21 protein-coding genes, 1 riboswitch and 1 other annotated feature are annotated in these 23327 nt (G+C 42.5%); of the genes, 5 read left to right on the forward strand and 16 right to left on the reverse strand.

Translation table 11 applies throughout. The features are described from left to right. Positions 1-62 precede the first annotated feature (62 nt). The 3 genes from BHE18_RS23170 to BHE18_RS06170 all read right to left on the reverse strand — a co-directional run bounded on the left by BHE18_RS23170 (position 63) and on the right by BHE18_RS06170 (position 1644). Positions 63-218, reverse strand: coding sequence for a hypothetical protein (locus BHE18_RS23170; protein ID WP_171910669.1), 156 nt, complete (start codon positions 216-218; stop codon positions 63-65). Next, complete coding sequence (locus tag BHE18_RS06165; RefSeq protein WP_071617718.1) at positions 211-1230, reverse strand: DUF3231 family protein; 1020 nt, start codon at positions 1228-1230, stop codon at positions 211-213. The genes BHE18_RS23170 and BHE18_RS06165 overlap by 8 nt, the downstream gene beginning before the upstream one ends. A gap of 120 nt (positions 1231-1350) precedes the next feature. After that, positions 1351-1644 carry a TIGR04104 family putative zinc finger protein gene (locus BHE18_RS06170; RefSeq protein ID WP_071617719.1) on the reverse strand — a complete coding sequence of 98 codons (294 nt, stop codon included), beginning with the start codon at positions 1642-1644 and terminating at the stop codon, positions 1351-1353. Positions 1645-1803: 159 nt separating this feature from the next. Here BHE18_RS06170 and BHE18_RS06175 point away from each other — a divergent pair, with 159 nt between their 5' ends. Next, on the forward strand, positions 1804-2877 hold the full coding sequence (locus BHE18_RS06175; protein ID WP_071617720.1) for a hypothetical protein: 1074 nt from the start codon (positions 1804-1806) through the stop codon (positions 2875-2877). 122 nt (positions 2878-2999) lie between these two features. Further along, positions 3000-3773: an MBL fold metallo-hydrolase gene (locus BHE18_RS06180; RefSeq protein WP_141771818.1), complete on the forward strand. Its 774-nt coding sequence runs from the start codon at positions 3000-3002 to the stop codon at positions 3771-3773. A gap of 43 nt (positions 3774-3816) precedes the next feature. Here the strand turns inward: BHE18_RS06180 and BHE18_RS06185 are convergent, their stop codons facing one another. Further along, positions 3817-4425 carry a YitT family protein gene (locus BHE18_RS06185; protein ID WP_071617722.1) on the reverse strand — a complete coding sequence of 203 codons (609 nt, stop codon included), beginning with the start codon at positions 4423-4425 and terminating at the stop codon, positions 3817-3819. Positions 4426-4623: 198 nt separating this feature from the next. On the opposite strand from BHE18_RS06185, the gene BHE18_RS06190 reads away from it, so the two are divergent. Together BHE18_RS06190 and BHE18_RS06195 are read left to right on the forward strand one after the other, a co-directional pair. After that, on the forward strand, positions 4624-5550 hold the full coding sequence (locus tag BHE18_RS06190) for a hypothetical protein (protein ID WP_071617723.1): 927 nt from the start codon (positions 4624-4626) through the stop codon (positions 5548-5550). Between the two features lie 35 nt (positions 5551-5585). Then, positions 5586-6038, forward strand: coding sequence for a GNAT family N-acetyltransferase (locus BHE18_RS06195; RefSeq protein ID WP_071617724.1), 453 nt, complete (start codon positions 5586-5588; stop codon positions 6036-6038). A 35-nt stretch (positions 6039-6073) separates the two neighbouring features. Here BHE18_RS06195 and BHE18_RS06200 read toward each other — a convergent pair whose 3' ends face one another. The 7 genes from BHE18_RS06200 to BHE18_RS06230 form a co-directional block, all read right to left on the reverse strand. Further along, positions 6074-6694 carry an alpha/beta hydrolase gene (locus BHE18_RS06200; protein ID WP_071617725.1) on the reverse strand — a complete coding sequence of 207 codons (621 nt, stop codon included), beginning with the start codon at positions 6692-6694 and terminating at the stop codon, positions 6074-6076. Positions 6695-6710: 16 nt separating this feature from the next. Next, complete coding sequence (locus BHE18_RS06205; RefSeq protein ID WP_071617726.1) at positions 6711-7691, reverse strand: ring-cleaving dioxygenase; 981 nt, start codon at positions 7689-7691, stop codon at positions 6711-6713. Positions 7692-7831: 140 nt separating this feature from the next. Next, a complete protein-coding gene (locus BHE18_RS06210; protein ID WP_071617727.1) occupies positions 7832-8677 on the reverse strand; it encodes an STAS domain-containing protein in 846 nt (281 codons plus the stop codon). Between the two features lie 689 nt (positions 8678-9366). Beyond that, a complete protein-coding gene (metH, locus tag BHE18_RS06215) occupies positions 9367-12816 on the reverse strand; it encodes a methionine synthase (protein WP_071617728.1) in 3450 nt (1149 codons plus the stop codon). Beyond that, complete coding sequence (locus tag BHE18_RS06220) at positions 12797-14647, reverse strand: bifunctional homocysteine S-methyltransferase/methylenetetrahydrofolate reductase (RefSeq protein WP_071617729.1); 1851 nt, start codon at positions 14645-14647, stop codon at positions 12797-12799. The genes metH and BHE18_RS06220 overlap by 20 nt, the downstream gene beginning before the upstream one ends. A gap of 25 nt (positions 14648-14672) precedes the next feature. Next, positions 14673-15857: a cystathionine beta-lyase gene (metC, locus tag BHE18_RS06225; protein WP_071617730.1), complete on the reverse strand. Its 1185-nt coding sequence runs from the start codon at positions 15855-15857 to the stop codon at positions 14673-14675. After that, the gene (locus BHE18_RS06230; protein WP_071617731.1) at positions 15850-16971 is read right to left on the reverse strand and encodes a methionine biosynthesis PLP-dependent protein; all 1122 of its coding nucleotides are present in this window, start codon (positions 16969-16971) and stop codon (positions 15850-15852) included. The genes metC and BHE18_RS06230 overlap by 8 nt, the downstream gene beginning before the upstream one ends. 92 nt (positions 16972-17063) lie before the next feature. Beyond that, a riboswitch (SAM riboswitch) is annotated at positions 17064-17166 on the reverse strand. Between the two features lie 201 nt (positions 17167-17367). Between BHE18_RS06230 and BHE18_RS06235 the strand changes: the two genes are divergently transcribed. Next, positions 17368-18501 carry a zinc-dependent alcohol dehydrogenase gene (locus BHE18_RS06235; protein WP_071617732.1) on the forward strand — a complete coding sequence of 378 codons (1134 nt, stop codon included), beginning with the start codon at positions 17368-17370 and terminating at the stop codon, positions 18499-18501. A gap of 54 nt (positions 18502-18555) precedes the next feature. On the opposite strand, the gene BHE18_RS06240 is transcribed toward BHE18_RS06235, so the two are convergent. The 5 genes from BHE18_RS06240 to BHE18_RS06260 form a co-directional block, all read right to left on the reverse strand. Further along, positions 18556-19557, reverse strand: coding sequence for a tryptophan--tRNA ligase (locus tag BHE18_RS06240; protein WP_071617733.1), 1002 nt, complete (start codon positions 19555-19557; stop codon positions 18556-18558). Positions 19558-19603: 46 nt separating this feature from the next. Then, positions 19604-19849, reverse strand: a binding site (T-box leader). Positions 19850-19901: 52 nt separating this feature from the next. Continuing rightward, a complete protein-coding gene (locus BHE18_RS06245; RefSeq protein ID WP_071617734.1) occupies positions 19902-20528 on the reverse strand; it encodes a metal-dependent hydrolase in 627 nt (208 codons plus the stop codon). A gap of 80 nt (positions 20529-20608) precedes the next feature. Next, the gene (locus tag BHE18_RS06250) at positions 20609-21244 is read right to left on the reverse strand and encodes an NUDIX hydrolase (protein ID WP_071617735.1); all 636 of its coding nucleotides are present in this window, start codon (positions 21242-21244) and stop codon (positions 20609-20611) included. A gap of 29 nt (positions 21245-21273) precedes the next feature. After that, positions 21274-22143, reverse strand: a complete 870-nt coding sequence (locus BHE18_RS06255; RefSeq protein WP_071618265.1) for a GNAT family N-acetyltransferase — start codon at positions 22141-22143, stop codon at positions 21274-21276. A 520-nt stretch (positions 22144-22663) separates the two neighbouring features. Next, on the reverse strand, positions 22664-23236 hold the full coding sequence (locus BHE18_RS06260) for a VanZ family protein (RefSeq protein ID WP_071617736.1): 573 nt from the start codon (positions 23234-23236) through the stop codon (positions 22664-22666). Positions 23237-23327 lie beyond the last annotated feature (91 nt).

The following is a 23327-nucleotide window of genomic DNA, read 5'->3' on the forward strand; positions in this document are numbered from 1 at the left end:
GTATCTGCGTTTTTCTATATTTTTCACATCCATAAAAAAAGCCGCCGGAAAGGCAGCCTCGGTTATCTGATTGTATGGATGTATGACCTGAAGTTCAAGTACTTGGTATTCATCCAATATTGTACCTGCCTCCTGAATGCCGCCGCTTTAAAAAGGCTGAACATCAGGAACAGAAACATCCCTGTCAGATTAGTAAGTACAATTAACCCTCTATTCATTAAATCCCTCCTTTTCGTATAGTTTTTTCTGGTCCGGTGCCTGAGGAGGCTGCTCCATCCATCCCCTTTTAATGAGTAAGCTAAGACCTTCAGTCGAATATCTCATGATTTCTGTAATAAATAATCCGTAGTGCACACCAAGATCCTTTCTCATCGACATCGTCGCGGCATGACTTAATGTTGTCAATCCCACGGTGTTGGAAGCAGAAATAAAAAAAAGCATGAGTTTTTCGGAAAATGGCGGGGCAGTCGTATCATTCACTTCCATCGCTACCGGATATGTTGGAAATTGCTCATCTTTTGTTAACAATTTATTAAAAGCAGTGATCTGTTTTTCGCTTAATTTCTTACCCTGCTTAAGATATTCTTTTACTTCTTTATCTTTTGATACTTGAAGAAAGCCTTTCAGCATGACAATCCCGATACAGTTTCGCTCAATCGTAAAGAAGATTTCACTTAATTCGAACGCATTTAATGGTCTCGACTCTCCAAGCCAAGCTTCAAATAAAGACGGCTGACGTTCAATGAAGTGAATCGAACCCGGGTACGCCATTTTAGGCGGCCGGTCATAGATGCCCTTTGACAACATAAGATTTAATGACTTTTTGTATAAATCGCTGGTATTCTTCAGCTTTGTGTGAAAAAAGGATACGATATCCTCCCTTGCGACTTTGGCTAAATAAGTCGCGTAATGGGAAACGATGATTTGACCGGCGCGGTAAATAAAACTGAGGGCAAATACATCCGTGAACAGCGGCGGTACAGTCAAATCTATATCCCTGTCGGAAAAACCCTGGGGTACAGGAAAGTTTTCTTCTTCAAACATGGAGGTTACACTTTTAATTGTATCCTCACAAGTCCCCAAAACTTCTTCCAGGATATGTTTTATCTCATCATCTTTAAGGTGATGCTGAAAATATTTATAGAAGCAAATGGTTGCAGAGCAATTCATGTATGTAATCCATAATGCAGTGATTTCGGCTGTCGTTAAAGGTATTTTTGACTTAGGCATTTGTCCGCTCCTTTAATTGATTATTATATATTGTTATTGTTTTCATATCGGTCTGTAATATTCGTGTAGGACATAAAAAGGGACTGCCGATAATGGCAGTCCCTTTTACATATTTTAAGATTAAGATTTCACTTCATATTTTACGAAGAAAGGAAGTACAAGTGAAATGAAGAAAGCCATCATTACGATGATCCCGAATGTCACGGGTTTGGACAGTCCCATATCCGGAGCTATAAGCAGGCCGAAAATGACGGCGGGTACAATGATTAAAAAAGACACTAAAAACTTCGAAGCAAAACTGATCGAATGCTTCTTTCCACATTCCCCGCACTCAATAGGCTTATATGAACTCCAAATAGAAATCAGCAGCTCTTTCCATCCGAACTTCCTTTTACAGAATTTACAATTTTGCAAAACAGTTCCCCCTATGAATTACATCTCTGGCTACTATCATATCACAAAACGATTGGGAGACATCTAAGAGCTTTTCATTTACCATAAATCGTAAGAACAGCAGGTGGATGTATATGATAAAATGGTTTTATAATCAAATTTTACTTGCTGGTGGTCATTGTGTCGGAAGCTTATTTTATCCTCTTGTTAACAGGATGCCTTACTTATTATTTTTATAAAAAAAGAATTTATATTCAGACATCTTCCCTGGCCATTGTCATGGCTTTGGGGATTTTTACGCAAGGTGTTTTTCATTATTATCTGGGAATGGATTATTTTACAGGGTTCACCGGAAAGCTGCTAAGCGGAATCGTTCTTTCCCTGTGGATGTCCTTTATTTTATCTATCGCGGCGTCAATTAAAAATAGGAAGTTCAGAGAGCTTCATCTACTGAACCCTATTAACCGATTTGGCATCGGTACGTGGATTGCAAGCAGCTCACTATGCGGAATCATCATTTACGAACAATTCAGCCAGATGGCTGTACCTGTAGTGATTCTTATCGTTAATTTTACGGTTTGGGTATTCTATATTGGCGTGATCATCCCATTTTTTATAAAGCAGAACAATCAAGAAGTAAATGGGATCATCCTTTTATCGACTGTCAGTACACAGTCTCTAGTACTTCTCAGTCATGCTGTTTATCAAGGATCTAACAAGATCCTTTTCTTTTGTCTGATTGCAGGTGGTATCATTTTTTATATAATATGCCTGCTTTTTATCTTAAAAAGGTATCTATTTACAAATTGGTCAGTTGTTCATGATTGGAAGAACACGAACTGCATTTTACACGGTGCGCTTTCTATTACTGGAGTTGCATCCGTTTCAACTGCCTCCATGCCTCTATTAATGATGAAATTGTTATGGGTGGCTGCTACACTGATGTTCATCTTTGTTGAATCGCTTGAAATTGCACGTATGGTAAAACGATTGCGCATATTGGGGTTCCGTGAAGGTATATGGACATACCATGTCTCACAATGGAGCAGAATTTTCACTTTTGCCATGTACTTTACTTTTACACTATTATTTGAACCAAAGGGCATAATTCTGGAAGCCGCACGGAATCTTGCGGCGGCCGCAGGCATTTGGGTGGTTATTTCCGTAACATTCCTGCAGACTGCAATTTGGTTCACTTCATTCTGGTACGTCGCAAGGTCATATCAACACAAGGAAAAATCCAGAATCGCTTAATTATCCAGCTTACAGGCTCTGTTTAAGAAACAGAGCCTGATCTTTATGGATAACTGAAAGACTTATAACTCTCATATTTCATATATAGGAATATTGTGAGTTAATTGAAAGGGAATGACGTTTTGATAAAAACATTCAAGTTAGTGAGGAAGATCCCCGGTCAGAAAATGCACGTTTATATCACAATCGTCGGTGATACACTGGTTGATACGGGGCCATATAGTTTACATAAACAAGTAAAAAACATTGTGAAGGAACATCAAATCCGGAATGTCATCCACACCCATCATCATGAGGATCATACAGGTAACAGTCCTTGGATCGAAGAACATCTAATGGTTCCACAATGGATACACAAGGACGGCGTGACGAAATGCATGAATAATACAAAGCTGCCTTTTTACCGTTCTGTATTCTGGAATAATAGGAAATCCTTTAACCCGATGAAGTTTGAAAGCAGCGAGTTTCATACAAAGGAGCATACTTTTAAGATTCTTCATACTCCAGGTCATTCCGATGACCATGTCATTTTCATCGACGAGGAGAAGGGTATCTGCCTCTCAGGGGACTTATACTTATACCACTCACCCACATCTCATTTTTCATTTGAGTCCGTCCCTGAACTGATACACTCCCTGAATAAAGCATTGAATTATAACTTTCAGGAAATCTACTGTTCACACGGCGGGTATCTTCCAAATGGGCGGAGGTTAATGGAAAGAAAGCGGGATTATCTGTTGAACCTTCAGGAAAAAGTTTTGACCCACTTTCAAAAAGGGATGTCACCTGCAGAGATCAGGGAAATGCTGCTGCCGAAAAATAAAGCTTTTCAGTATCTTTCAGGATTTGAAAATTCCCCCATGCACACGATACGTTCCATCATAGAACACACATAAAGGCCCGCCCTCAATGTTTGCAGCATTGAAGACGGGCCTTATTTCACATTTCTTTTTCAAGCATGGGAATCCTCTGCCTAAATTCAAACTTATAAACCTTATCAAGTATTCTCGTACCTATGAACTGGCAGATGAGCGCATATAGAATGACTTTTAGATCAACGACCATTCCAGTCAGTAATAACAAGCTTCCATTTATGAAGAAGAGCGTGCGGCCGGGTGATTTGCCCCTCAGTTTTGAAATAATGAGGGCAAGTATATCCATCCCGCCGGATGAAGCACCCATTCTGAAGAGGATCCCGATGCCAATCCCGAATAGAACGGCTCCGATACCCATGTCCGTTATGACATTCGTTAATGGGTAGCTCATATGGGGGCTGATCAAATTAACAGTAAAGGATGTTACAGTCACACAAAATAACGTCCATAATGCATTCGATTTCCCAAGCCACTTGACAGCAGCAATCAACAGGCCGGCATTCAATACCCAGAGAGTGATTGAAAAAGGTACCTGAAACAGATAATTCAGCAGAACACTGACGCTCGCTGCTCCGCCTGAAGGGATAAAATGAGGAAAAAGGAAGATTGCCATTGCACTGCCTTGAATTACTGATGCTATTAATAGGATGACTGACTTCAGCAAATGATTCATTTTCAATAACTCCTGCTCATTAAATGTATATATTCTAGTTTAGTAGTCTTTAAGAAACGGTGCAATGTGTAAATATGCTCAACCATCTTGAGCGGTGGACAACCTCCCCAGAAGTGCTAAGTTCATAAAAAGAAGGAGATTTGCATTCAAAAAGCTAATCTAGTAAAGTGAAACTTTTATAAATTGGGGGAATGATATATGATGCTCACCCGGGATAAATGGAACGCTGCGAGGACTTTTATTTTTTCGCATGCCCGTCCCCTGGAACAAAAGCTTTTCAATTACCATTTCGAAAATGGGAGCAAAGAAGATGCTGTGAACGAGCTGACATTGTTTCAAAATAATGACGGCGGTTTCGGAAAATGCCTGGAACCCGATTTCCGTCTGGAGATTTCGTCCCCTATGGCTACGACTGTGGGCCTGCAGATTGCAGCAGACCTGCAATTGGAAAAGGATCATCCGGTCATTTCGAAAGCAATGAGTTACCTCGAATCTGTTTATGAAGACCAGGAAGAAACGTGGCATGCTGTCCCACCCGAAATCAATGAGGTTCCACATGCACCGTGGTGGCACTTTGATCATGAAAAAGGGTATTGCGGAGTACAAACGACATGGGCGAACCCAAATGCAGAGATTGTAGGTTACTATCAGTTATTCAATCAGGAAGAACCCTTATTGGAAAAATGGACAAAGAGGTCCCGCGAAGAACTTTCGAAGCTGCCCCGCCCCTTAGGCAAACATGATTTCCTCTGCTACTCAAGGCTGCTTCAAACTCTTTCAGTGTGTGAGGAGACTAAACAGTATATCGATTCAGCATTGTCACAGGCGGTCCATGAGACGGTCTGCAAAGACCTTTCAAGATGGGATGAATATGTGGCCAAACCCCTGGATGCAGCTCCTGAGCCCTCTTCCCCTTTTTACGAACATCTGAAGAAAGAAATTAATCTTCAATTAGATTACGAAATAAAGAGTCAGGATGTAAATGGATATTGGCAGCCTGCCTGGTCTTGGTTTGGCCAATACGAAGAGACCTGGAAAAAAGCTGAGGTTGAATGGCGGGGTATCATCACCCTCTCTACGCTCCGTTCACTTGCTGCTTACGAAAGAATCGAATGGAAAGATTAGTCCGGCAATGAAACTGATTACTTGGAGGAAGAACTATGGAAGTGAAATCAATGACATCTGAGGAATTCGAGGTCTTTTTGAAAAAGTCCATCATCAGCTACGCAAAAGAAAAAACCCGCTCTGGCAACTGGACCGAAGAAGAATCGATCGAAAAGGCAAAAGCAGATTATCAAAGACTATTGCCCCAAGGTGAAAAAACTGAAAACCATCATCTATTTTCACTTTATCAAGACAATTCCCTGTTCGGCTCTTTTTGGCTGGCAGCCATGCCAAACAGAACAGTTTATATTTATAATGTCGAAATTGAAGAAAAGTACAGGGGACAAGGCTATGGCAAACTGGCGATGAAGGAAATTGAAGACAAGGCAAAAGAATTAAATGCAAATAAAATAGAGCTGCACGTATTTGCCCACAATACAACAGCAAGAAAACTTTATGAAAAGGTCGGATATGAAGTAACAAACGTCATCATGGCCAAGAAAATATGATACTATATGAAAACCCGGGGCGGGTGCCCCGGGTACTATCTTTTATCCTTGGGAAAATTGGATTTAAACCATTCAGCTGCTGCGTCCACTTCTTCTCTCCTCAATTCATGACCGCCATCCGTCCAGTATTCGGTTACATGGGACTTCGCCTCTCTTAGATCCCTGATCAATTCTGAGGTTTCTTCCATTGGAATCAACGGATCTTTCTTTCCTGCCCCGATGAATACAGGTGAATCACTTAAATCCGGAATCGACACTCCCCTCCGGGGGACCATTGCATGGAATAAAATTCCGCCTTTTAGTGCATGTTCATGATGATACATAAGGCTTGCAGCAATATTAGCACCGTTGGAATAGCCCAGTGCCACTATATTTGAACGATCAAAACAATATTCCCTTGCGCTATCATCAAGGAAAGCATTTAATTCTGTGGTACGGAAGATTAAATCTTCCTCGTCAAAGACCCCTTCCCGAAGACGGGCAAAGAATCGGGCCATCCCGTTCTCATTCACATTCCCCTTAACACTTAAAACAGATGCTTCAGGCGCAATCATCGCAGCATGCGGCAGCAAGTCCCGTTCATCACCACCGGTCCCATGCAGAAGTAATAAGACAGGCAATTGCTCATTCGTTCCTTTGTTAAAAATATGCTTCAATTTCATTCCTCCCTTTTTATTCTTTTGTATCCAACGGTTTTAACCTGGATTCAATGGATTCTCTCTGCGCTTCAAAATATGGCGGCAACGATAGATTTTCACCTAAGCTGTCGAAGTCTTCATCTGTTTCAAAACCGGGACCGTCTGTAGCCAATTCAAAAAGAATGCCATTGGGTTCCCGAAAATAAAGAGAACGGAAATAATAACGTTCTACAAATCCGGAATTCGGCAGACGTGACTGGGTGATCCAATCAACCCACTTCTGCAGCTGCTTTTTATCCTCCACTCTGAACGCCACATGGTGAACACTCCCTCGTCCAGGTCTTTCCTGCGGCAAATCATTCCGTTCTTCCAGATGAAGCTCAGCCCCTGTACCTCCCTCTCCTGTTTCAAACACACGGATGGAAGGCTGTCCTTTTTCATAAGCAGGAATCGTTCCCGTTTCGCGGTAGCCCAATACTTCAGTCAATACCTTGGCGGTCAGCTCCCCCCTTGCTACTGTAAGGGTAACCGGACCAAGTCCGACGATCCCATACTCGACTGGCACAGGACTCTTTTCCCAAGGTTTCCCTCCCGCTACTCCTGCATTGTTCTCATCCGATATAAGCGTTAACCGTTGTCCTTCAAAATCCCGGAAACCCAGTGCAGCCCTTCCTGTATGATGAGATATCTCGTCGTGCTCAACTCCGGACTCTTCAAAGCGCTTCTTCCAATACGCCAGGGCATCATCACTTTTCACTCTCAGGGAAGTCAGAGAAATACTGTTAGTTCCCTTATACGTATGTCCTGCATTCGGTATTTCAAAAAAAGTGAGATCTGTTCCCGGATTCCCTCTTTCATCAGCATAAAAAAGATGATAAACAGAAGTATCGTCCTGGTTGATTGACTTCTTCACAAGACGAAGACCAAGTGTTTTAGTGTAAAATTCATAGTTCTTCTTAGCATTGGCTGTTATGGCAGATACGTGGTGCTGCCCTTTTAAAGGTTTTAAGTTCATTCCTTATTCACTCCCAATCAAATATGGTATTTAATTATTTTCTACTAATAGCTTACAATATATTTATCTTTAATTCAAGATATTTTAATTCGAAGTTTAACTGAAGAAAAAAACCGCCTATAGTCAGGCGGATTCGTTGTTTAAATATGTTCATTACTTTTAACTGTGATAGCCTGGGCTAGAGTAGACGTAATCGTCAGTCTGTCAAATTTCAATCCCAGCTGAACGGCAGTCTGTGCAATTTCAGGACGCAGACCCGAAAGGATGGGCTTCACACCGATAAGTTCAAGCGCATCAACCAGCTGGAATAACTGATGTGCAACCATTGTATCAATCATCACAACGCCTGAAAGATCGATGAACAAATAGGACACTTCTTTTTGGACACATTGCTCTAATGTATTTTCCAGAATCAATTTAGCTCGGTCAGGGTCAATATTCCCAATGAGAGGCACAAGCGCAGTATCTTCATTCAAAGAGATGAGTGGAGTACTGAGTTCATGGATAATCTGTTCCTGCGATTTCAGCTGTCTTTCTACTACTTCGTTTTGCAGTTCCATGAACCTGAGAATCACTCTGTCAAAGGATTCGATGACGGTATCCTCCCAAATCCTGAGCAGATCCGACCTGTTGGGATCCTCACTTTCCTTAGCAAATTCATTCAAAAAGTCAAGATATTGATTCCGGACCCGCATGAACTCCTGGATGATATGATGGGTAGGTGTTTCCAAGTGATGTTTATCTTCTGCAATGGAAAGTACCCAATCATCCAGCCTCTTATTAAAGGTTTCTTTTTCAATTGTGAAAACTTCACAAAATAATTGATGAAACTCAAAATTTTGTTTTTTTAAATTTTCGACAGTTTTTGGGTCATTGGATGAATAAACTCCGCTAACTTTGCTCTTATCGATAGATTCATACCAGGAGTCCGTTAATTGACGTGCTTTGCTTAGAAGATATGTATGTAAATTTTTGCTGCGATGCATATAGTGAGTGTTCCTCCCCTTGTTTAATAGAACTGTAAACCAATGCTTATGACTTTATCTTGTTTTCTAAATGATTCCTTCCATTCTATTATAATATAGTAATCAGCCTGACACCAATTTTTAATGAGCCATATCAATGTGGCAGCAGCATTCCGTCATCCAATAATTTTGTATTTTTGTAAAAACATTCAATATAATGAATATTAATAAAAAAGTCCCTAGCAAATGTCACTTTTGTCTCGCATCCACACTTGTTAGGGTATATAATAAGAGAAAGATATCTGAATATTATGTCGATTATGAATGAAAAATGCAGAAAAAACTACTCTTCTGGGACTCACAATTTGATCCAAAAGGTTTTTGATAACTTTTTCCTGCCACCGGCCAATTAATTGGGGAGTTGATGAAGGTGAAACGAAAACTTTCTAGATTATCAATTGAAGTCCTTTCCATAAGGAGTGCTTGTGAATTCTGCAGAAATATGGGATTAACACCCAGTATAGCGAATATATCAATGATTACCGGCTTTTCCGAAGAAAAGATCTTGGAAAGAATCGACATGGACTTTCAAGTTTGCAGAGATGAATTGATGGCATATACGGCTTCAGCCCGCGAGTAATTTATAGGTGAATCACTAAAATATGCACCCTGTCAAAACTTAGACAGGGTGCATACTATTTTTATTAAATCTAAAGTACATTGAAATATCTGGCTTCAGGATGTGCAAACATCATGGCTGTTACTGAGGCTTCCGGTTCCATCATACAACCGTCTGTCAATTCAATGCCTATTCTCTCTGGTTTGAGGAGATTGAAAAGTTTTTTCTGGTCCTCAAGATCAGGACATGCAGGATATCCAAAAGAATATCGCTGGCCCTGATATTTCGTACGGAAACGCTCCTGCATCGTGAAATCGACCGGGTCCGGAAATCCCCAACGGCTTCTCATCATTTCATGTATCCTTTCAGCAAGCCCTTCAGCAGTCTCCAGTGCCAATGCCTGAATAGCATGGCTCTCAAGGAATTTCCCTTGCTCCTTTAATGATGCTGCCCATTCTCTGATTCGCCGGCCGGCCGTAACTGCAAAGAAACCGACATAATCGATTTCTCCGCTTCCGGCCGGGCGCAGATAATCCGCCAAACAAAGATGGTCGTTCCGACTCTGTCGCGGAAAATGAAAACGCTCAATTTCAACTGTTTCATCTTCTGGATGGAAAATAACGATATCGTCTCCATCTGACTGAGCAGGGAAAAATTGATAGATCGCCGATGCATGAATGAGTCCTTCCATTGCTGCTTTGTTGAATAATTCATCCGTCAATTGCTTTATTCTTAATGTCCGTTCATCTTTTTCTTCGAGGAGCCGGGATACTTTACCCTTTATTCCGAGATGATGTCCAAGCAGCATCTGCTGATTGATATAAGGGTGAATTTGATTCAACGAAAATTCCTTGATGATATGCGGCTTCAAATCAGGCGGTGTATAAATCTTAACGTCCCTGGATACTTTTGAACGAACCTTTACAGCTACAGATGAATCAATGTTTGTTTCCATCGAGGGCTTGCTGTCCATTTCAAATAACTTCTGCCGGCTTTCTTCTTCCCACTTCTTTCTGGTGCCTTTATCCTGCACTCCGTTAATGATACTTAATCCATCCATTGCATCTTTGGCATACAATACCAGTCCCCCATATTCCTTCGCTATTTTGGACGAAGTGAATTTCCTGGTAAGTGCTGCCCCTCCGACGATGATGGGAACCGAAATATTTGACTGTCTCAAGTCTTGAGCCGTTACAACCATCTGCTGTGCTGATTTCACCAGTAGTCCTGAAAGACCGACGATATCGGGTTTTTCTTTTCGTATAACTTCAATCAATTCCTGCGGGGTCACTTTGATGCCCAAGTCTTTTACTTCATACCCGTTATTACTGAGTATGATGTCCACCAGATTTTTTCCAATATCATGTACATCACCCTTTACGGTAGCAAGTACCACCTTTCCTTTTGAAGAAGAATGTGCATCTCCCTGCTCCATATGTGGCTCCAAATAAGCGACCGACGCCTTCATTACCTCGGCACTTTGAAGAACTTCCGCCACGATAAGCTGATTATCGTTGAATAAGCGGCCAACCTCACTCATCCCCTCCATCAGCGGACCATTAATGATTTCAAGCGGAGTGCTATACTGTTTAAGTGCCGATTCAAGATCTGGGAGCAGCCCTTCTTTTGTACCTTCCACTATATAATGAGCGAGTCTTTCTTCAAGAGTCATCGTATTTACCGGGATTTTGACTTCTTTTTTCTTCCCCCGGTAAAATTCAGTAAAAGCAGCGAGAGCGGCATTCGTTGTCTCGAACAGGAGTTTTTCTGCCTGTTCCACCTCTTCAGCAGGTATGGATGCAAATCGCTCAAGTTTCTCTGTATTCACAATTGCGTAGTCGAGTCCGGCTTTAGTACAATGATATAAAAATACGGCATTCAAAACTTCCCTGCCGACTGGAGGGAGGCCAAAGGAAACATTGCTGATCCCGAGAATATGAGGACACTCAGGAAGAAGTTCTTTAATTCTCTTGATCCCCTCCACAGTTGCGTTCGCTGAACCTATATATTGTGCATCTCCTGTCCCTACAGGGAAGACAAGCGGATCAAAAATAATGTCCTCTGAAGGAAGCCCATATTTCTCTGTCAGCAGTTTTTGCGACCTCAAAGCAATTTCTACCTTTCTAGCTGATGTCACTCCCATTCCTTTTTCATCGATGGTACCGACGACAACCGCCGCCCCAAACTGCTTGATGAGCGGAATGATTTTCTCAAATCGTTCTTCCCCGTCTTCAAGGTTGATGGAATTGATGATCACTTTCCCCTGAGAATATTTCAACGCAGTCTCAAGCACCTCTTCATCAGTGGAGTCAATGACGAGCGGGACCTTCACCTTTTTTACGACTTCCTGAATGAAAGTATTCATATCTTCCACTTCATCCCTGTCAGGATCTGCCACACAGATATCGATAACCTGCGCTCCGTTTTTCACCTGGGCCCTTGCAATTTCGGAGGCTTCCTCTATTTTGTTCTCGGCAATCAGCCTTTTGAATTTCCTGGAACCGATCACGTTCGTACGCTCACCGACAAGAATCGGACGGTTGTCCTTATCTTCATATAAAAACGGTTCTATGCCTGAAACGGCATGGGGATGTGTATCATTTGGGATTCTTGGTTCGAATTCTTTTGCCATCCGGGATAACGCTTCTATATGCCGGGGGGTTGTCCCGCAGCACCCTCCTAAAAGATTCAGCCAGCCTTTCTCAAGAAACCCTTTCATTTTCAAGCTTAGTGATTCAGGGGTTTCATGATAATTGCCTTCTTCATCCGGCAGCCCGGCATTCGGATAACAACTTACGTAAGTGGTTGCTATATTTGAAAGAGACCTGAGGTGGTCCCTCATGAATTCAGGACCAGTCGCACAGTTTAAACCGACTGCCAGGGGATTCAGATGTTCTAGCGATAAATAAAAAGCTTCAATATTCTGACCCGCCAATGTTGTCCCCATCGGTTCGATGGTTCCTGATAAAAGAATGGGTACCTCCCTGCCGCTTTCTTTCCAGGCAGCCTGTATACCCAGATTGGCAGCCTTCACATTCAACGCATCCTGGCTCGTCTCCAGTAAGAGGACATCGACCCCACCATCCAGAAGTCCTTTTGCCTGTACACGGTAGTTCTCTGCCAATTCATCAAAGCCGATCCCCCCGGTTACCGATAACGTTTTTGTCGTTGGCCCCATAGAGCCCGCTACAAATCGGGTCCAGTCTGCATTTGTATACGAATCTGCTGCTTTTCTTGCAATTTCAGCTGCTGTTTTATTTATTTCATATGCTTTCTTTCCCAATCCATATTCATCAAGTACAACCGGAGTGCCTCCGAATGTGTTCGTTTCAATTACATCGGCTCCTGCATCCAGGTATTCCCGGTGAATATTGTATATGACTTCAGGAGCTGTGAGAACAAGATTTTCATTGCAACCGTCAAGCTCCTCCCCACCAAAGTCTTCCGGTGTTAATTCAGCCATTTGCAGCATCGTCCCCATAGCCCCGTCGAGGACGAGTATTTTCTTTCTAAGCTGTTCTTCAAATAATGTGACGGCCATAAGGAACCTCCTTCTCAATTCCTGCTTTTTCTTTCATATGACGAAGTAATTCTATGCTCATATCATATCTGACAAACGGTGTAATCAGATAGATTCCGTTAAATAAAGTAAGTGCTGTATCCAATAGTTCCTTTGCGATCTCCATACCGGCTGCCCGGGAATGAATGGGGTCTTTACCCGCTTCTTTCATTCTCGTCCTGGCTGCCTCGGGCACTTTTATACCGGGCACCTCATGGTGAAGGAACTCTGCATTCCTTGAACTCAAGAGAGGCATGATCCCGATGAAAATCGGAGTATTCAAATGCTTTGTAGCCTCATATAGTTGAAACATTTCTTCCACCCCGAATACCGGCTGCGAGATAAAGTAATCAGCACCTGCTGTTATTTTTTTCTCAAGACGTTTCACGGAGGCATCCAGATGCCTGAAATTGGGATTGAAAGCCGCGCCGACTGAGAACTGTGTTTTTTGCCTTAGTGACTTTCCGGAAAAAGATATGCCTTCGTTATTCTGCTTGATCAATTCAATAAGCTCTAGACTGGATAAATCATAAACGGATGCCGCCCCGGGAAAATCCCCGATTTTTGCAGGATCTCCGGTAATCGCCAGGATATTATGGATCCCAAGTGTATGGAGACCCATCAAATGGGATTGAAGGCCGATCAAATTCCTGTCGCGGCAGGTGATATGAATCAATGGTGAAATATCATACCTCTCCTTAACCATTGTCCCGATGGCAGCATTGCTCACCCGGGGAGATGCCAGCGGATTATCAGCAAGTGTCAATGCATCGATTCCTTCTTCCTTTAGGGCACGGGCTCCCTGAAAGAATAAGTCTGTATCAAGATGCTTCGGCGGGTCCAGTTCAACAATGACCGTCTTCTTTTCTTTCACTTTTTGATGAATGAGCTTTTCATTCATCGGCCTGGAAATTGGTTCTACTGATTTAGTCACCTTTACCTTCTTTTCCGTCACAGGGATCCTGCTTCTTAACTTCTTTGCAACCGCCCTTATATGCTCAGGTGTCGTCCCGCAGCATCCCCCTATGATTCTTGCACCTTGATTTCTAAGTTCGTTACTAATATCTCCGAAATAACCTGGTTCTGCAGAATAATAGAATCTGCCTTCTTCATAGTTCGGCAGACTTGCATTGGGATAGACTGAAAGAAAAGAACCTTTAGGGATCGGTACTTCCTCAAGGGAAGCTACCATATGGTAAGGCCCCATCCTGCAGTTGATCCCAACAACATCCGCCCCTGAAAGTTCCAGCTGATGCAGCGCTTCTTTTAGCTTCATGCCATTTTGCAGAACTCCCGTTTCATGCAGGGAAACCTGGGCGATGACCGGCAGATCTGTCTCCCGTTTCGCAACTTTAAGGACTGTCATCAATTCTTCAAAATCATAATAGGTTTCGAGGAGGATTCCATCAACACCTTCAAGCAGCAGGCAATATAGCTGTTCCCTGAAGCTTCTTTTGATTTCCTCCAGAGAGACATTTTGCTTTACCGCCCTGATTCCTCCAATGGTTCCAACCACATAGGCAGAACCATCTGCCGCTTTTTTAGCAAGTCTTACCGCAGCAGTGTTGATTTCTTTCACGGAATCCTCAAGGCCATACCGTGAGAGTTTTTCATAATTGGCTCCATACGTGTTTGTCTGGATGATATCCGCCCCTGCCTCTATATAATCCCTGTGGACTTTATATACTTCCTCAGGGTGTGAGAGATTCAGTTCCTCGAAACAACGATCAACTCCATATGAATATAAGAGTGTCCCCATTGCTCCATCAGCAATCAAGATTCTTTCTTTTAGTGATTCTTTGAGCGGCTTCACACAATTCCTCCTTCATTACTGCAAACTATAAATGGATGACTTTTTTCGGTGATGACAAGTTTATTGAATTCAACCCACGGGACAAGTCACTGATTAATTCTTCTGCATTCTCCAGGCCGACAGACAGCCTCAGCAGCCCGTCTGTGATGCCCCGCCTTTCCCTTTCCTGTTTCGGCATCGATGCATGGGACATTTTTGCAGGATATGAGAGGATGGATTCCACAGCACCCAGGCTTACGGCAAATACGGGTATATTCACATGCCTCTTCAATTCCCTTACCTCTCTTTCACTTTTGAGGCGGAATGATAATACTGCTCCTGGTCCTTCTGCCTGCCTGACATGAGTTTTATAACCCTTGTGATAGCTAAGCCCTGGATAATACACTTCTTCCACTTCATTTCTTGCTTCAAGGAAACGGGCTATTTTATATGCACTTTCAGATGACTGCTTGAGCCTCACATGAAGTGTCTTCAAGCCCCTTAACAACAGCCAGCTGTCCTGCGGTCCCAAAACCGCACCGAAGGAATTCTGCAAGAATGCCAGTTTCTCAGCAACTTGATTGCATTTAGTCACAGCGAGGCCGGCAAGTACATCACTGTGTCCAGCCAGAAACTTGGTAGCACTGTGAAGGACGACATCCACCCCGAGTGACAAAGGTCTTTGAAGAAGGGGCGTCATAAATGTATTATCCAGGAATGTCATGCAGTCGTTGGCTTTAGCCAATTTCACAATCCCTTCAATATCGGTAATATTAAGCAGTGGATTCGAAGGCGTTTCAATATAAATCACTTTTGTATTCACCCTGATTGATTGTGCCACCTCATGAAGATCACCCATATCGACAAAAGAGTATTGAATACCGAAACGGTTCAAAACCTCGGTGATCAAGCGATAGGTTCCACCGTACACTTCCTCCGAAATCAATACATGATCTCCCTGAGAAAGCATCATAAAAGTGGTTGAAATAGCTGCCATGCCTGATGAAAAGGCAAATCCCCGGACACCGCCTTCAAGTTCAGCGATCGTATCCTCCAATGCCTCCCTGGTCGGATTACCAGATCTGCTGTAATCATAGGTTCCAAACTGATCAAAGTCATGTTGATGGAAAGTGGTCGCGTGGTAAAGAGGAATTGAAACAGCACCAGTCTGCCGATCATATCCGTGAGAGTGAATAAGGGAAGTTTGTTGAGAGTAAGTTTTTCTACTCATGAGAAAGCACCTCTCCTTTTAGTTGATTGAAAACATTGTCCAAATCAGCAATGATATCCCCGACATTTTCAATTCCAACAGAAAAACGTAAAAGACGATTGCAAATACCGATTTTAATCCTTTCTTTTACGGGAATATCAGCATGTGTCTGGGTGGCTGGATAAGTTATGAAGCTTTCAACGCCTCCGAGACTTTCCGCGAATGTAATGACTTTCAATTTTTCAAGGAAGGCACCGACCCACTCTTCTCTTGAAATCCTAAAGGACAACATTCCTCCTCTGCCCGGGTACAGGACATCCGTCACACACTCATGATTCGTCAGATATTCTGCGATGACGCGGGCATTTTTTTCATGCTGCGCCATCCTCAAACTCAACGTTTTCATACCGCGCAGCAGAAGCCAGCTGTCAAATGGTGAAAGGACTGCACCAATGGAATTCTGGACCGTATATATCTTTTCGCCGAGTTCTTCGTCTCCGACAATCACCGCACCCGCCAGCACATCGTTGTGGCCGCCTAAATATTTCGTGGCACTGTGTACAACAATATCTGCTCCCTCTGCGATTGGCTTTTGCAATATTGGTGTGTAGAAGGTGTTATCCACAATCAGCAGTAAGCCGTTATCCTTTGCAATGGAGGAAATGTTTGTAATACTGGTTTCATTCATCAGCGGATTGGTCGGCGTTTCAAGGAAGATTGCCCGCGTATTCCCATTTATCTTTTCAATTACCCGGCTTTCATCCGATGTATCGACGAAATGGAATCGGATATTATACTGAGCTTGATACTGAAGGAAAAGCCGGTAGCTGCCGCCATACAGGTCTTCGGAAACTATCAGTTCGTCCCCCGATGAAAAAAGATTCAATACTGCCTGGATGGCTGCCATACCTGAACTGAAAGCGAAGGCTCTCCTGCCTTCCTCCAAAAGGGCCAACGTCTCTTCTAGAATGAACCTGGTCGGATTTCCTGTGCGCGAATAATCAAATCCTGTAGATTTACCGATCCCATGATGCTCATATGCAGTTGATAAGTGTATGGCCGGACTGACTGCCCCTGTCCTGCTGTCTGTACGATTACCGGATTGTACGAGGATTGTCTCAATATGCTTTTTCATTCTTTGCCTCTCCTTTTCTCAATTAAATGAAAAGGGGTATAAAATAAAAAGCCCCCTTATGCAATATAAGAAGGCTTAATCATTCATTCTCCCTCTTATCGGCCAAGTTGAATCAACTTGCTGGAATTAGCACCATGCACAATGCTGGTTGCTGAGGTGTCACAGGGCCAGTCCCTCTACCTCTCTTGATAAGAATCTATTTAGTTATTACCAAAACTTTATTAAAATAACTTCTTCATAACTTACAACATACTTTATTAAATGTCAATGAAAATTATGAATACTTCGTCTTTTTATTTAGCGAATTCAATGATGAATAAAAGACTACTGCTTAAATGTTTAAACAGCCTTCATCAAGTCTATATGTATAGAAATATTGAATAGGATGTGATTTGCATGAAAGGCGTAACTTTCCAGGGTAAAGAAAAAATGGTTGTAAAAGAGGTTGAGACTCCTGATATTCAAGAAAATACCGATATGATCGTAAGGATTACTGCAAGTGGAATTTGCGGTTCCGACCTACATCTTTATCACGGCGGAATCGAGCCTGAACAAGATTACGTAGTGGGGCACGAGCCGATGGGGATTGTAGAGGAAGTAGGTTCGAATGTTAAAAGTCTAAAGAAAGGCGATCGAGTCGTCATCCCTTTCAATATTGGATGCGGCGAGTGCTTCTTCTGTAAAAATCAGATGGAAAGTCAATGTGACGATTCCAACCCTCATGGAGAGGCCGGCGGACTATTCGGTTTCACAGAAACGTTCGGGGGCTATCCAGGGGGGCAGGCTGAATACCTTCGGGTACCTTACGCGGATTTTACTTCGTTCAAAGTGCCCGAGTCCAGTACTCTCGATGATGAAAGTGTTCTTTTCCTTTCAGATGTCATTCCTACAGCCTTTTGGAGCGTAGAGAACAGCGGTGTAAAAGAAGGCGACACCGTCATTGTACTCGGCAGCGGGCCAATCGGATTGATGGCCCAGAAATTCGCTAAATTGAAAGGAGCCGAGCGGGTAATCGCAGTCGATCAGGTCGATCACAGACTTCAGCACGCTAAGCGCACAAACAATGCTGAAATTTATAACTTCAAGGAGAACCCTGACATCGGTTCTCTCCTCCATGAATATACAAAGGGAGGCGCTGATGTGGTGATTGACTGTGTCGGAATGGATGGGACAGTCCCACCTGATGAAACATTCGGATCTGATTTCGATAATCAATTCGGTACCATCAGCCCGATAAAAACGGCTTCTCAATCGGTAAGGAAATTCGGTACAGTGCAATTGACAGGTGTTTATGCAACAGAAGCTAATCGTTTTCCAATAGGGGACTTCTTCAGCAGGAATGTATCCATCAAGATGGGACAGGCCCCAGTCATACACCTTATGCCAAAACTGTACGATATGATCGAAAACAAAGAATTTGACCCGACCGATATTATTACGCATCGTATTCCCCTTGAAGATGCTGCACGTGGATACGAGATCTTCGATAAGAAAGAGGATGGGAATATCAAGGTAATCTTAAAACCATAAACATATATTATACAAGCTGCCATTCAACAAGATCGGCAGCTTGTATTTTTATTATCAAGAATGAAGAATCCCTATATTCCTTTTCACCTCCTGCAGAAATGGTCTGGTTTTCTTTCTTGCTTTTTCAGCACCGTCCAGTAAAATTTCATTAAGCTTTTCAGGAGAGTCCATTAATTCAAGATAGCTTTCACGCGGCTCTTCCAAAAACTCATTCATGACTTCAAAAAGCTCGTTCTTTGCCTCTCCCCATCCGATGCCTGACTGGAATCGTTTCTTCATCTCTTCTGTTTGTACTTCTGTCGCAAATTCTTTATATAATGAAAAGATAATCGAATCATTTGGGTTTTTCGGCTCATCAGGCAGACTGGAATCCGTTTTGATTTTATTGATCAACTTTTTCAATTTTTTCGGTTCCTCGAATAAAGGGATGGTATTATTGTAGCTCTTACTCATTTTACGCCCATCCAATCCTGGCAGTACAGCCGTTTCTTTCTCAATAACATACTCAGGAAGAGTGAATGTTTCACCAAAACTATGATTGAAGCTTTCAGCAATATCCCTTGCAATCTCAACATGCTGTATTTGATCTTTTCCGACTGGTACAACTTCTGTCTGGAAAAGCAGGATATCCGCTGCCATCAAAATCGGATACGTAAACAAGCCCATGTTTACACCTGTATCGGTTTCCCTTCCTGTTCGGACATTTTCCTCTGCAAGCGCCTTATATGCATGTGCACGGTTCATTAATCCTTTTGGGGAAAAACAGGCTAATATCCAGCTCAATTCGAAAATCTCTGGAACGTCCGACTGTCTGTAGAAGATCGCTTTCTCCGGGTCAAGACCAAGAGCCAGCCATGTGGCGGCGATCCCGCGGCTGAGCTCATTCATCTCCTCTTTGTTGTGTATCTTTGTCAGCCCATGATAATCGGCTACAAAATATGCGGGGTGATATGTTTCTTCCCGAGCGAGTTCCAGCGCCGGTTTTATGGCACCGATATAGTTGCCCAGATGCACCCTGCCCGTAGGCTTGATTCCTGTCAGCACTTGCTTTTTCATTTCTGCAAACCTCCCTTTCATCTAAACACAAAAAGGGCTCCCGTCCAAAAAGGACGGGAAACCCGTGGTGCCACCTTCATTCGTTCACATAAAGCAAACGCACTTTCCTGTACAGAGGATCCTTTCCCGATACATTGTCTCTTGTATCGGTGAGACTTTCCGCCAAGGCCTACTTTCCTATTCAGCCTGGATGCTCAGAAGCCCATTCGTCTGTCTTCCTACACTGATTCTCACCCGCCATCAGCTCTCTGAAGTGTTTCGACAGCTTACTTTTCTTCATCATCGCATACGTTATATCATTTCCAATATTTTATAGCAACAAAAAATATTGGTCAATAATTTTTTTACATTTCCTTTGAAGAAAAAGGCAGAAACAATTTTACCCCTCTTCTGTTAAAGGGAAGCACTTTCATGTCCCCCGCCAAGTGACTTGCATAGCCCAGCATGCACGCTTCAAAAACGCCTTCGATCATAAGGGAATACTCGAGGTATCTTGCAATAAAACTAAAATAAAGGATTCCTATCAGCGAATGTGTATAACTTCTGTGTGATACCAGAGAGGCAATCAGTATGTATATCCCCAGTAAAAACAGCCAGATCTCATGGATATGCCAGCCCCCCAAGGTTACGGCGATACCCGTAATGGCCAGCATCCGTCTCTGAGTGATCAAGCTTGAAAGTAATAGGATACCAGCCCCGTAACCCATACCTATCCATTGATCCCTTCCTGCTTCTTCAAGGAAGCTGTATATCATCATCAATAATCCTATGACCGCAGCTGCGGCCCGAATCATTTTAGGAGAAAATGTCACCTTATTACTGAGCTTGCCATCAATGTCCAGATCCGGCATCAGTCCTGAGATTCCGCCAATGGTGACCAGTACGGCTGCCGACTCTAAGTCTGCTCCTATTGAGTTGGCTGTAATGAATCCTGCTGCTGACCCCGCTGCCATATGTGCTGTTCCGTTCACTAGTCTCCTCCTCGTTTAGATGAATTGCTGAAACTATTATGATAGTGGATTTAAGACGAAATGAACATGGGAAACCAGAATTATTTTTCCAAAAGTTCAACCTTGATTCTATTTGTCACTTCCACAAAATATGAAAGAGGATGCGCAACAAAGTCTTTAATCGTTGCACTTCTATTTGTATATATTATCTTTGAATTTTCATCTGTAATAAAACCTTCCAGACTGATTTCCTCTCTTTCCTGTTTAAAAAGCTGTTCAGCCTCTTCAAGTCCCGTCCGGAAGATACCGGATAATTCATCTGTTTGCAGACTGAAGTTTTGAAACGAGACAGGCTTTGTATATAAATATATATTTGCTAACTCCCGATCTACCATTTCCGTACCATTCAACTCTTCTTTAATGATTCCTGCAGAAATGAGATCATTATACGGAATATCCAGCCCAAGTTCTTCCTGTATCTCCCTTACACCATCTTCTATCGTCTCCTGTGATAAAATATGTCCTGCAGCTGTAATATCCAAAAGCCCGGGATAGTCTTTCTTTCTTTCGCTTCTCAGCTGAAAATAGATATAAATTTTGCTTTCGGCGTCATCAAAATGTGCCAGCCAGCAGTGGAAAGTCTCATGCCAAAACCCTAGTGCATGCACTTCCGTACGCGTGCGCTCTCCCACTCTATTATACTCTTCATCAAATATCGCCAGTTTCTCTTCGTTCACCGCAGCCCCTCCTTGTTTACTATTGTGCACTATGTATTGCTCACCCGCTTATAAGCATCCAGCAGATCTTTCACTGGAATATCGTTAATCTTCATCCCTGACAGATCACTGTCACTTATCTCAATTCCCTTTAAATCGCAGTTTATGAACTTGCTTCCTTGAAGGTTGCATCCCTCAAAGCTTACGGGTTCTCCCTCTTCTCCCAAATCCGTGTTCGTAAAAGTTACACCGCTAAGTGAAAGATGTGCAAATTCACTTTTTGAAAGATTCAAATCAGCAATAAGTGAATGAGTAAGATTAATATTTTGAAATTTTACTTCACTCATATTACAGTTACTCACGTGAATGCCTTTTAAATTACTGTTGCTGACCGAGCTTTCTTCCATATTCACCCCATAATACTCTGAATGGCTTAAACTGCAATGTTCATAAATTCTGTGAGATAAATCTTCATTTTTTAGAAGTTTCTGGTCGTCGAGTTTCACCTCGATCAGTTTCTCATAGGAATACTCTTCCAGGGATTCAAACGTTTTACTATATCCCATCTTCTCATAAAAATAATGATTACTTATTTGCTTTGCAGAGGTCTCGAGATGCCATATTCTTACGTTTGGGTATCTTTCTTCGATCAATTTTATCGCCTTTGACCCGATGCCCTTCCCCTGATGGTCCGGGTGAATGAAGATACGGTCGATTCGGCCATATGATTTGCCTGAAATGGTGACAAAGATTCCACCTGAAGGTTTTCCACCGGCTGAAATGATGAAAGCTTCCAATTCGCTGATCATATACTCATTCTTTTTAACAGAGTCATACCCGGGCGGCTGTATATTATAATCCAATGAGTTTTTCTCATTTTCCAGCCATCTCGAAGCTTCACGATCAAATGTTTTTTTCATGATGCCGGTCAATAATTCAGCATCAGCCAAAGATGCCTTTTCTATCGAAATATCCACACATACTCTCTCCTTTAATATGAAGTCTTTTCCATATTAACATGTTTTTTCAAAGTCTTTACTCAAAGAGTGAGATCGGGACAAATAATACCAGAATAGGTTCTTTATACGGCTAATGATTTCCGTGCAAGACTTCGCTTTCCGCGGGCAGCCCGTGAGCTTCCTCTCATTCTCGCGGCAGATCCTGTCCAGCTCCGGCGGCTAGCCCCTCGAGGTCATAAGATAAATGGACCAAAAAGGCAAAATACGCCTTTCCGGCCCATTCATCTTATGCTTGTAAGGGCTGAGCAAGCCGCCTCCGCTTTTCTATTGTCCAGCTGCAATCAACCACTGGAAAGGTCTAAAAATTAATATACACAGAACAAATTAAATACCCGAACTAATTTGCCCCATCAAATGCAAATCAGTTCGGGTTTTACATAGACAGAAACACCTTTGTCCCAGCATCTTTTTCAGTAAAGCTTCATCTATTTATCCAGCCATTTATCCTTAGCAATCTGAATATGAAACTTCCCATTATAAATAGAATCCCGCCGAGAAATGAACCAAGCGTGTTCATAAGCCAATCATCAATATCTGTCGCCCTTCCCAATGGAAGGAAGTATTGAGTCAATTCGATAAGAAATGAAAAGATTGCCCCAAGAAATGTCACCTTTAATACAATCGCCCGCTGGTGCCGCATCCACCAGCCTGAGAAGAAAGCAAAGGGTACAAACAAAAACACGTTGGCTAATAAGTTTCGGATCGGAACATCTAAATGATTCCGATAAAGAAGATTCAGTTTCAAATTTGAAAAAGGATCCATATTGGTATGACCTTTTACCCCGCCGTTCATTCCTCCGTCACCCAGCATGGGTGTAAGAGTGATCAAACATATACCGCCTATGGAAATCGAAAGCAATAAAACAGGAAGGAGGTTCATCCACCTTCCTTTGCCTTTTTTCTTTTTCCATACGGAGACGGCCAGGAGGGAAGTCATGGTAATCAGTGCAAGAATGGGGATCACCCATCCAAATGCGCTCCATAATTCCTGCATCTTACGTCTCCTACTTTCCTGCCTTGTCTATTTACTAAGTTATACAATTCCATGAGTACTTTTATACCACTTTTCCTAAAAAGAGAAACAT

Source organism: Rossellomorea aquimaris (assembly GCF_001877785.1).
Taxonomy (GTDB): domain Bacteria; phylum Bacillota; class Bacilli; order Bacillales; family Bacillaceae_B; genus Rossellomorea; species Rossellomorea aquimaris_A.

What these genes read in the sequence shown, in the direction of transcription:
- BHE18_RS23170 (WP_171910669.1), bottom strand. Translation starts at nt 218, where the DNA reads ATGAATAGAGGGTTAATTGTACTTACTAATCTGACAGGGATGTTTCTG.
- BHE18_RS06165 (WP_071617718.1), bottom strand. Translation starts at nt 1,230, where the DNA reads ATGCCTAAGTCAAAAATACCTTTAACGACAGCCGAAATCACTGCATTA.
- BHE18_RS06185 (WP_071617722.1), bottom strand. Translation starts at nt 4,425, where the DNA reads ATGAATCATTTGCTGAAGTCAGTCATCCTATTAATAGCATCAGTAATT.
- BHE18_RS06190 (WP_071617723.1), top strand. Translation starts at nt 4,624, where the DNA reads ATGATGCTCACCCGGGATAAATGGAACGCTGCGAGGACTTTTATTTTT.
- BHE18_RS06195 (WP_071617724.1), top strand. Translation starts at nt 5,586, where the DNA reads ATGGAAGTGAAATCAATGACATCTGAGGAATTCGAGGTCTTTTTGAAA.
- BHE18_RS06205 (WP_071617726.1), bottom strand. Translation starts at nt 7,691, where the DNA reads ATGAACTTAAAACCTTTAAAAGGGCAGCACCACGTATCTGCCATAACA.
- BHE18_RS06210 (WP_071617727.1), bottom strand. Translation starts at nt 8,677, where the DNA reads ATGCATCGCAGCAAAAATTTACATACATATCTTCTAAGCAAAGCACGT.
- metH (WP_071617728.1), bottom strand. Translation starts at nt 12,816, where the DNA reads ATGGCCGTCACATTATTTGAAGAACAGCTTAGAAAGAAAATACTCGTC.
- metC (WP_071617730.1), bottom strand. Translation starts at nt 15,857, where the DNA reads ATGAGTAGAAAAACTTACTCTCAACAAACTTCCCTTATTCACTCTCAC.
- BHE18_RS06230 (WP_071617731.1), bottom strand. Translation starts at nt 16,971, where the DNA reads ATGAAAAAGCATATTGAGACAATCCTCGTACAATCCGGTAATCGTACA.
- BHE18_RS06235 (WP_071617732.1), top strand. Translation starts at nt 17,368, where the DNA reads ATGAAAGGCGTAACTTTCCAGGGTAAAGAAAAAATGGTTGTAAAAGAG.
- BHE18_RS06240 (WP_071617733.1), bottom strand. Translation starts at nt 19,557, where the DNA reads ATGAAAAAGCAAGTGCTGACAGGAATCAAGCCTACGGGCAGGGTGCAT.
- BHE18_RS06255 (WP_071618265.1), bottom strand. Translation starts at nt 22,143, where the DNA reads ATGAAAAAAACATTTGATCGTGAAGCTTCGAGATGGCTGGAAAATGAG.
- BHE18_RS06260 (WP_071617736.1), bottom strand. Translation starts at nt 23,236, where the DNA reads ATGCAGGAATTATGGAGCGCATTTGGATGGGTGATCCCCATTCTTGCA.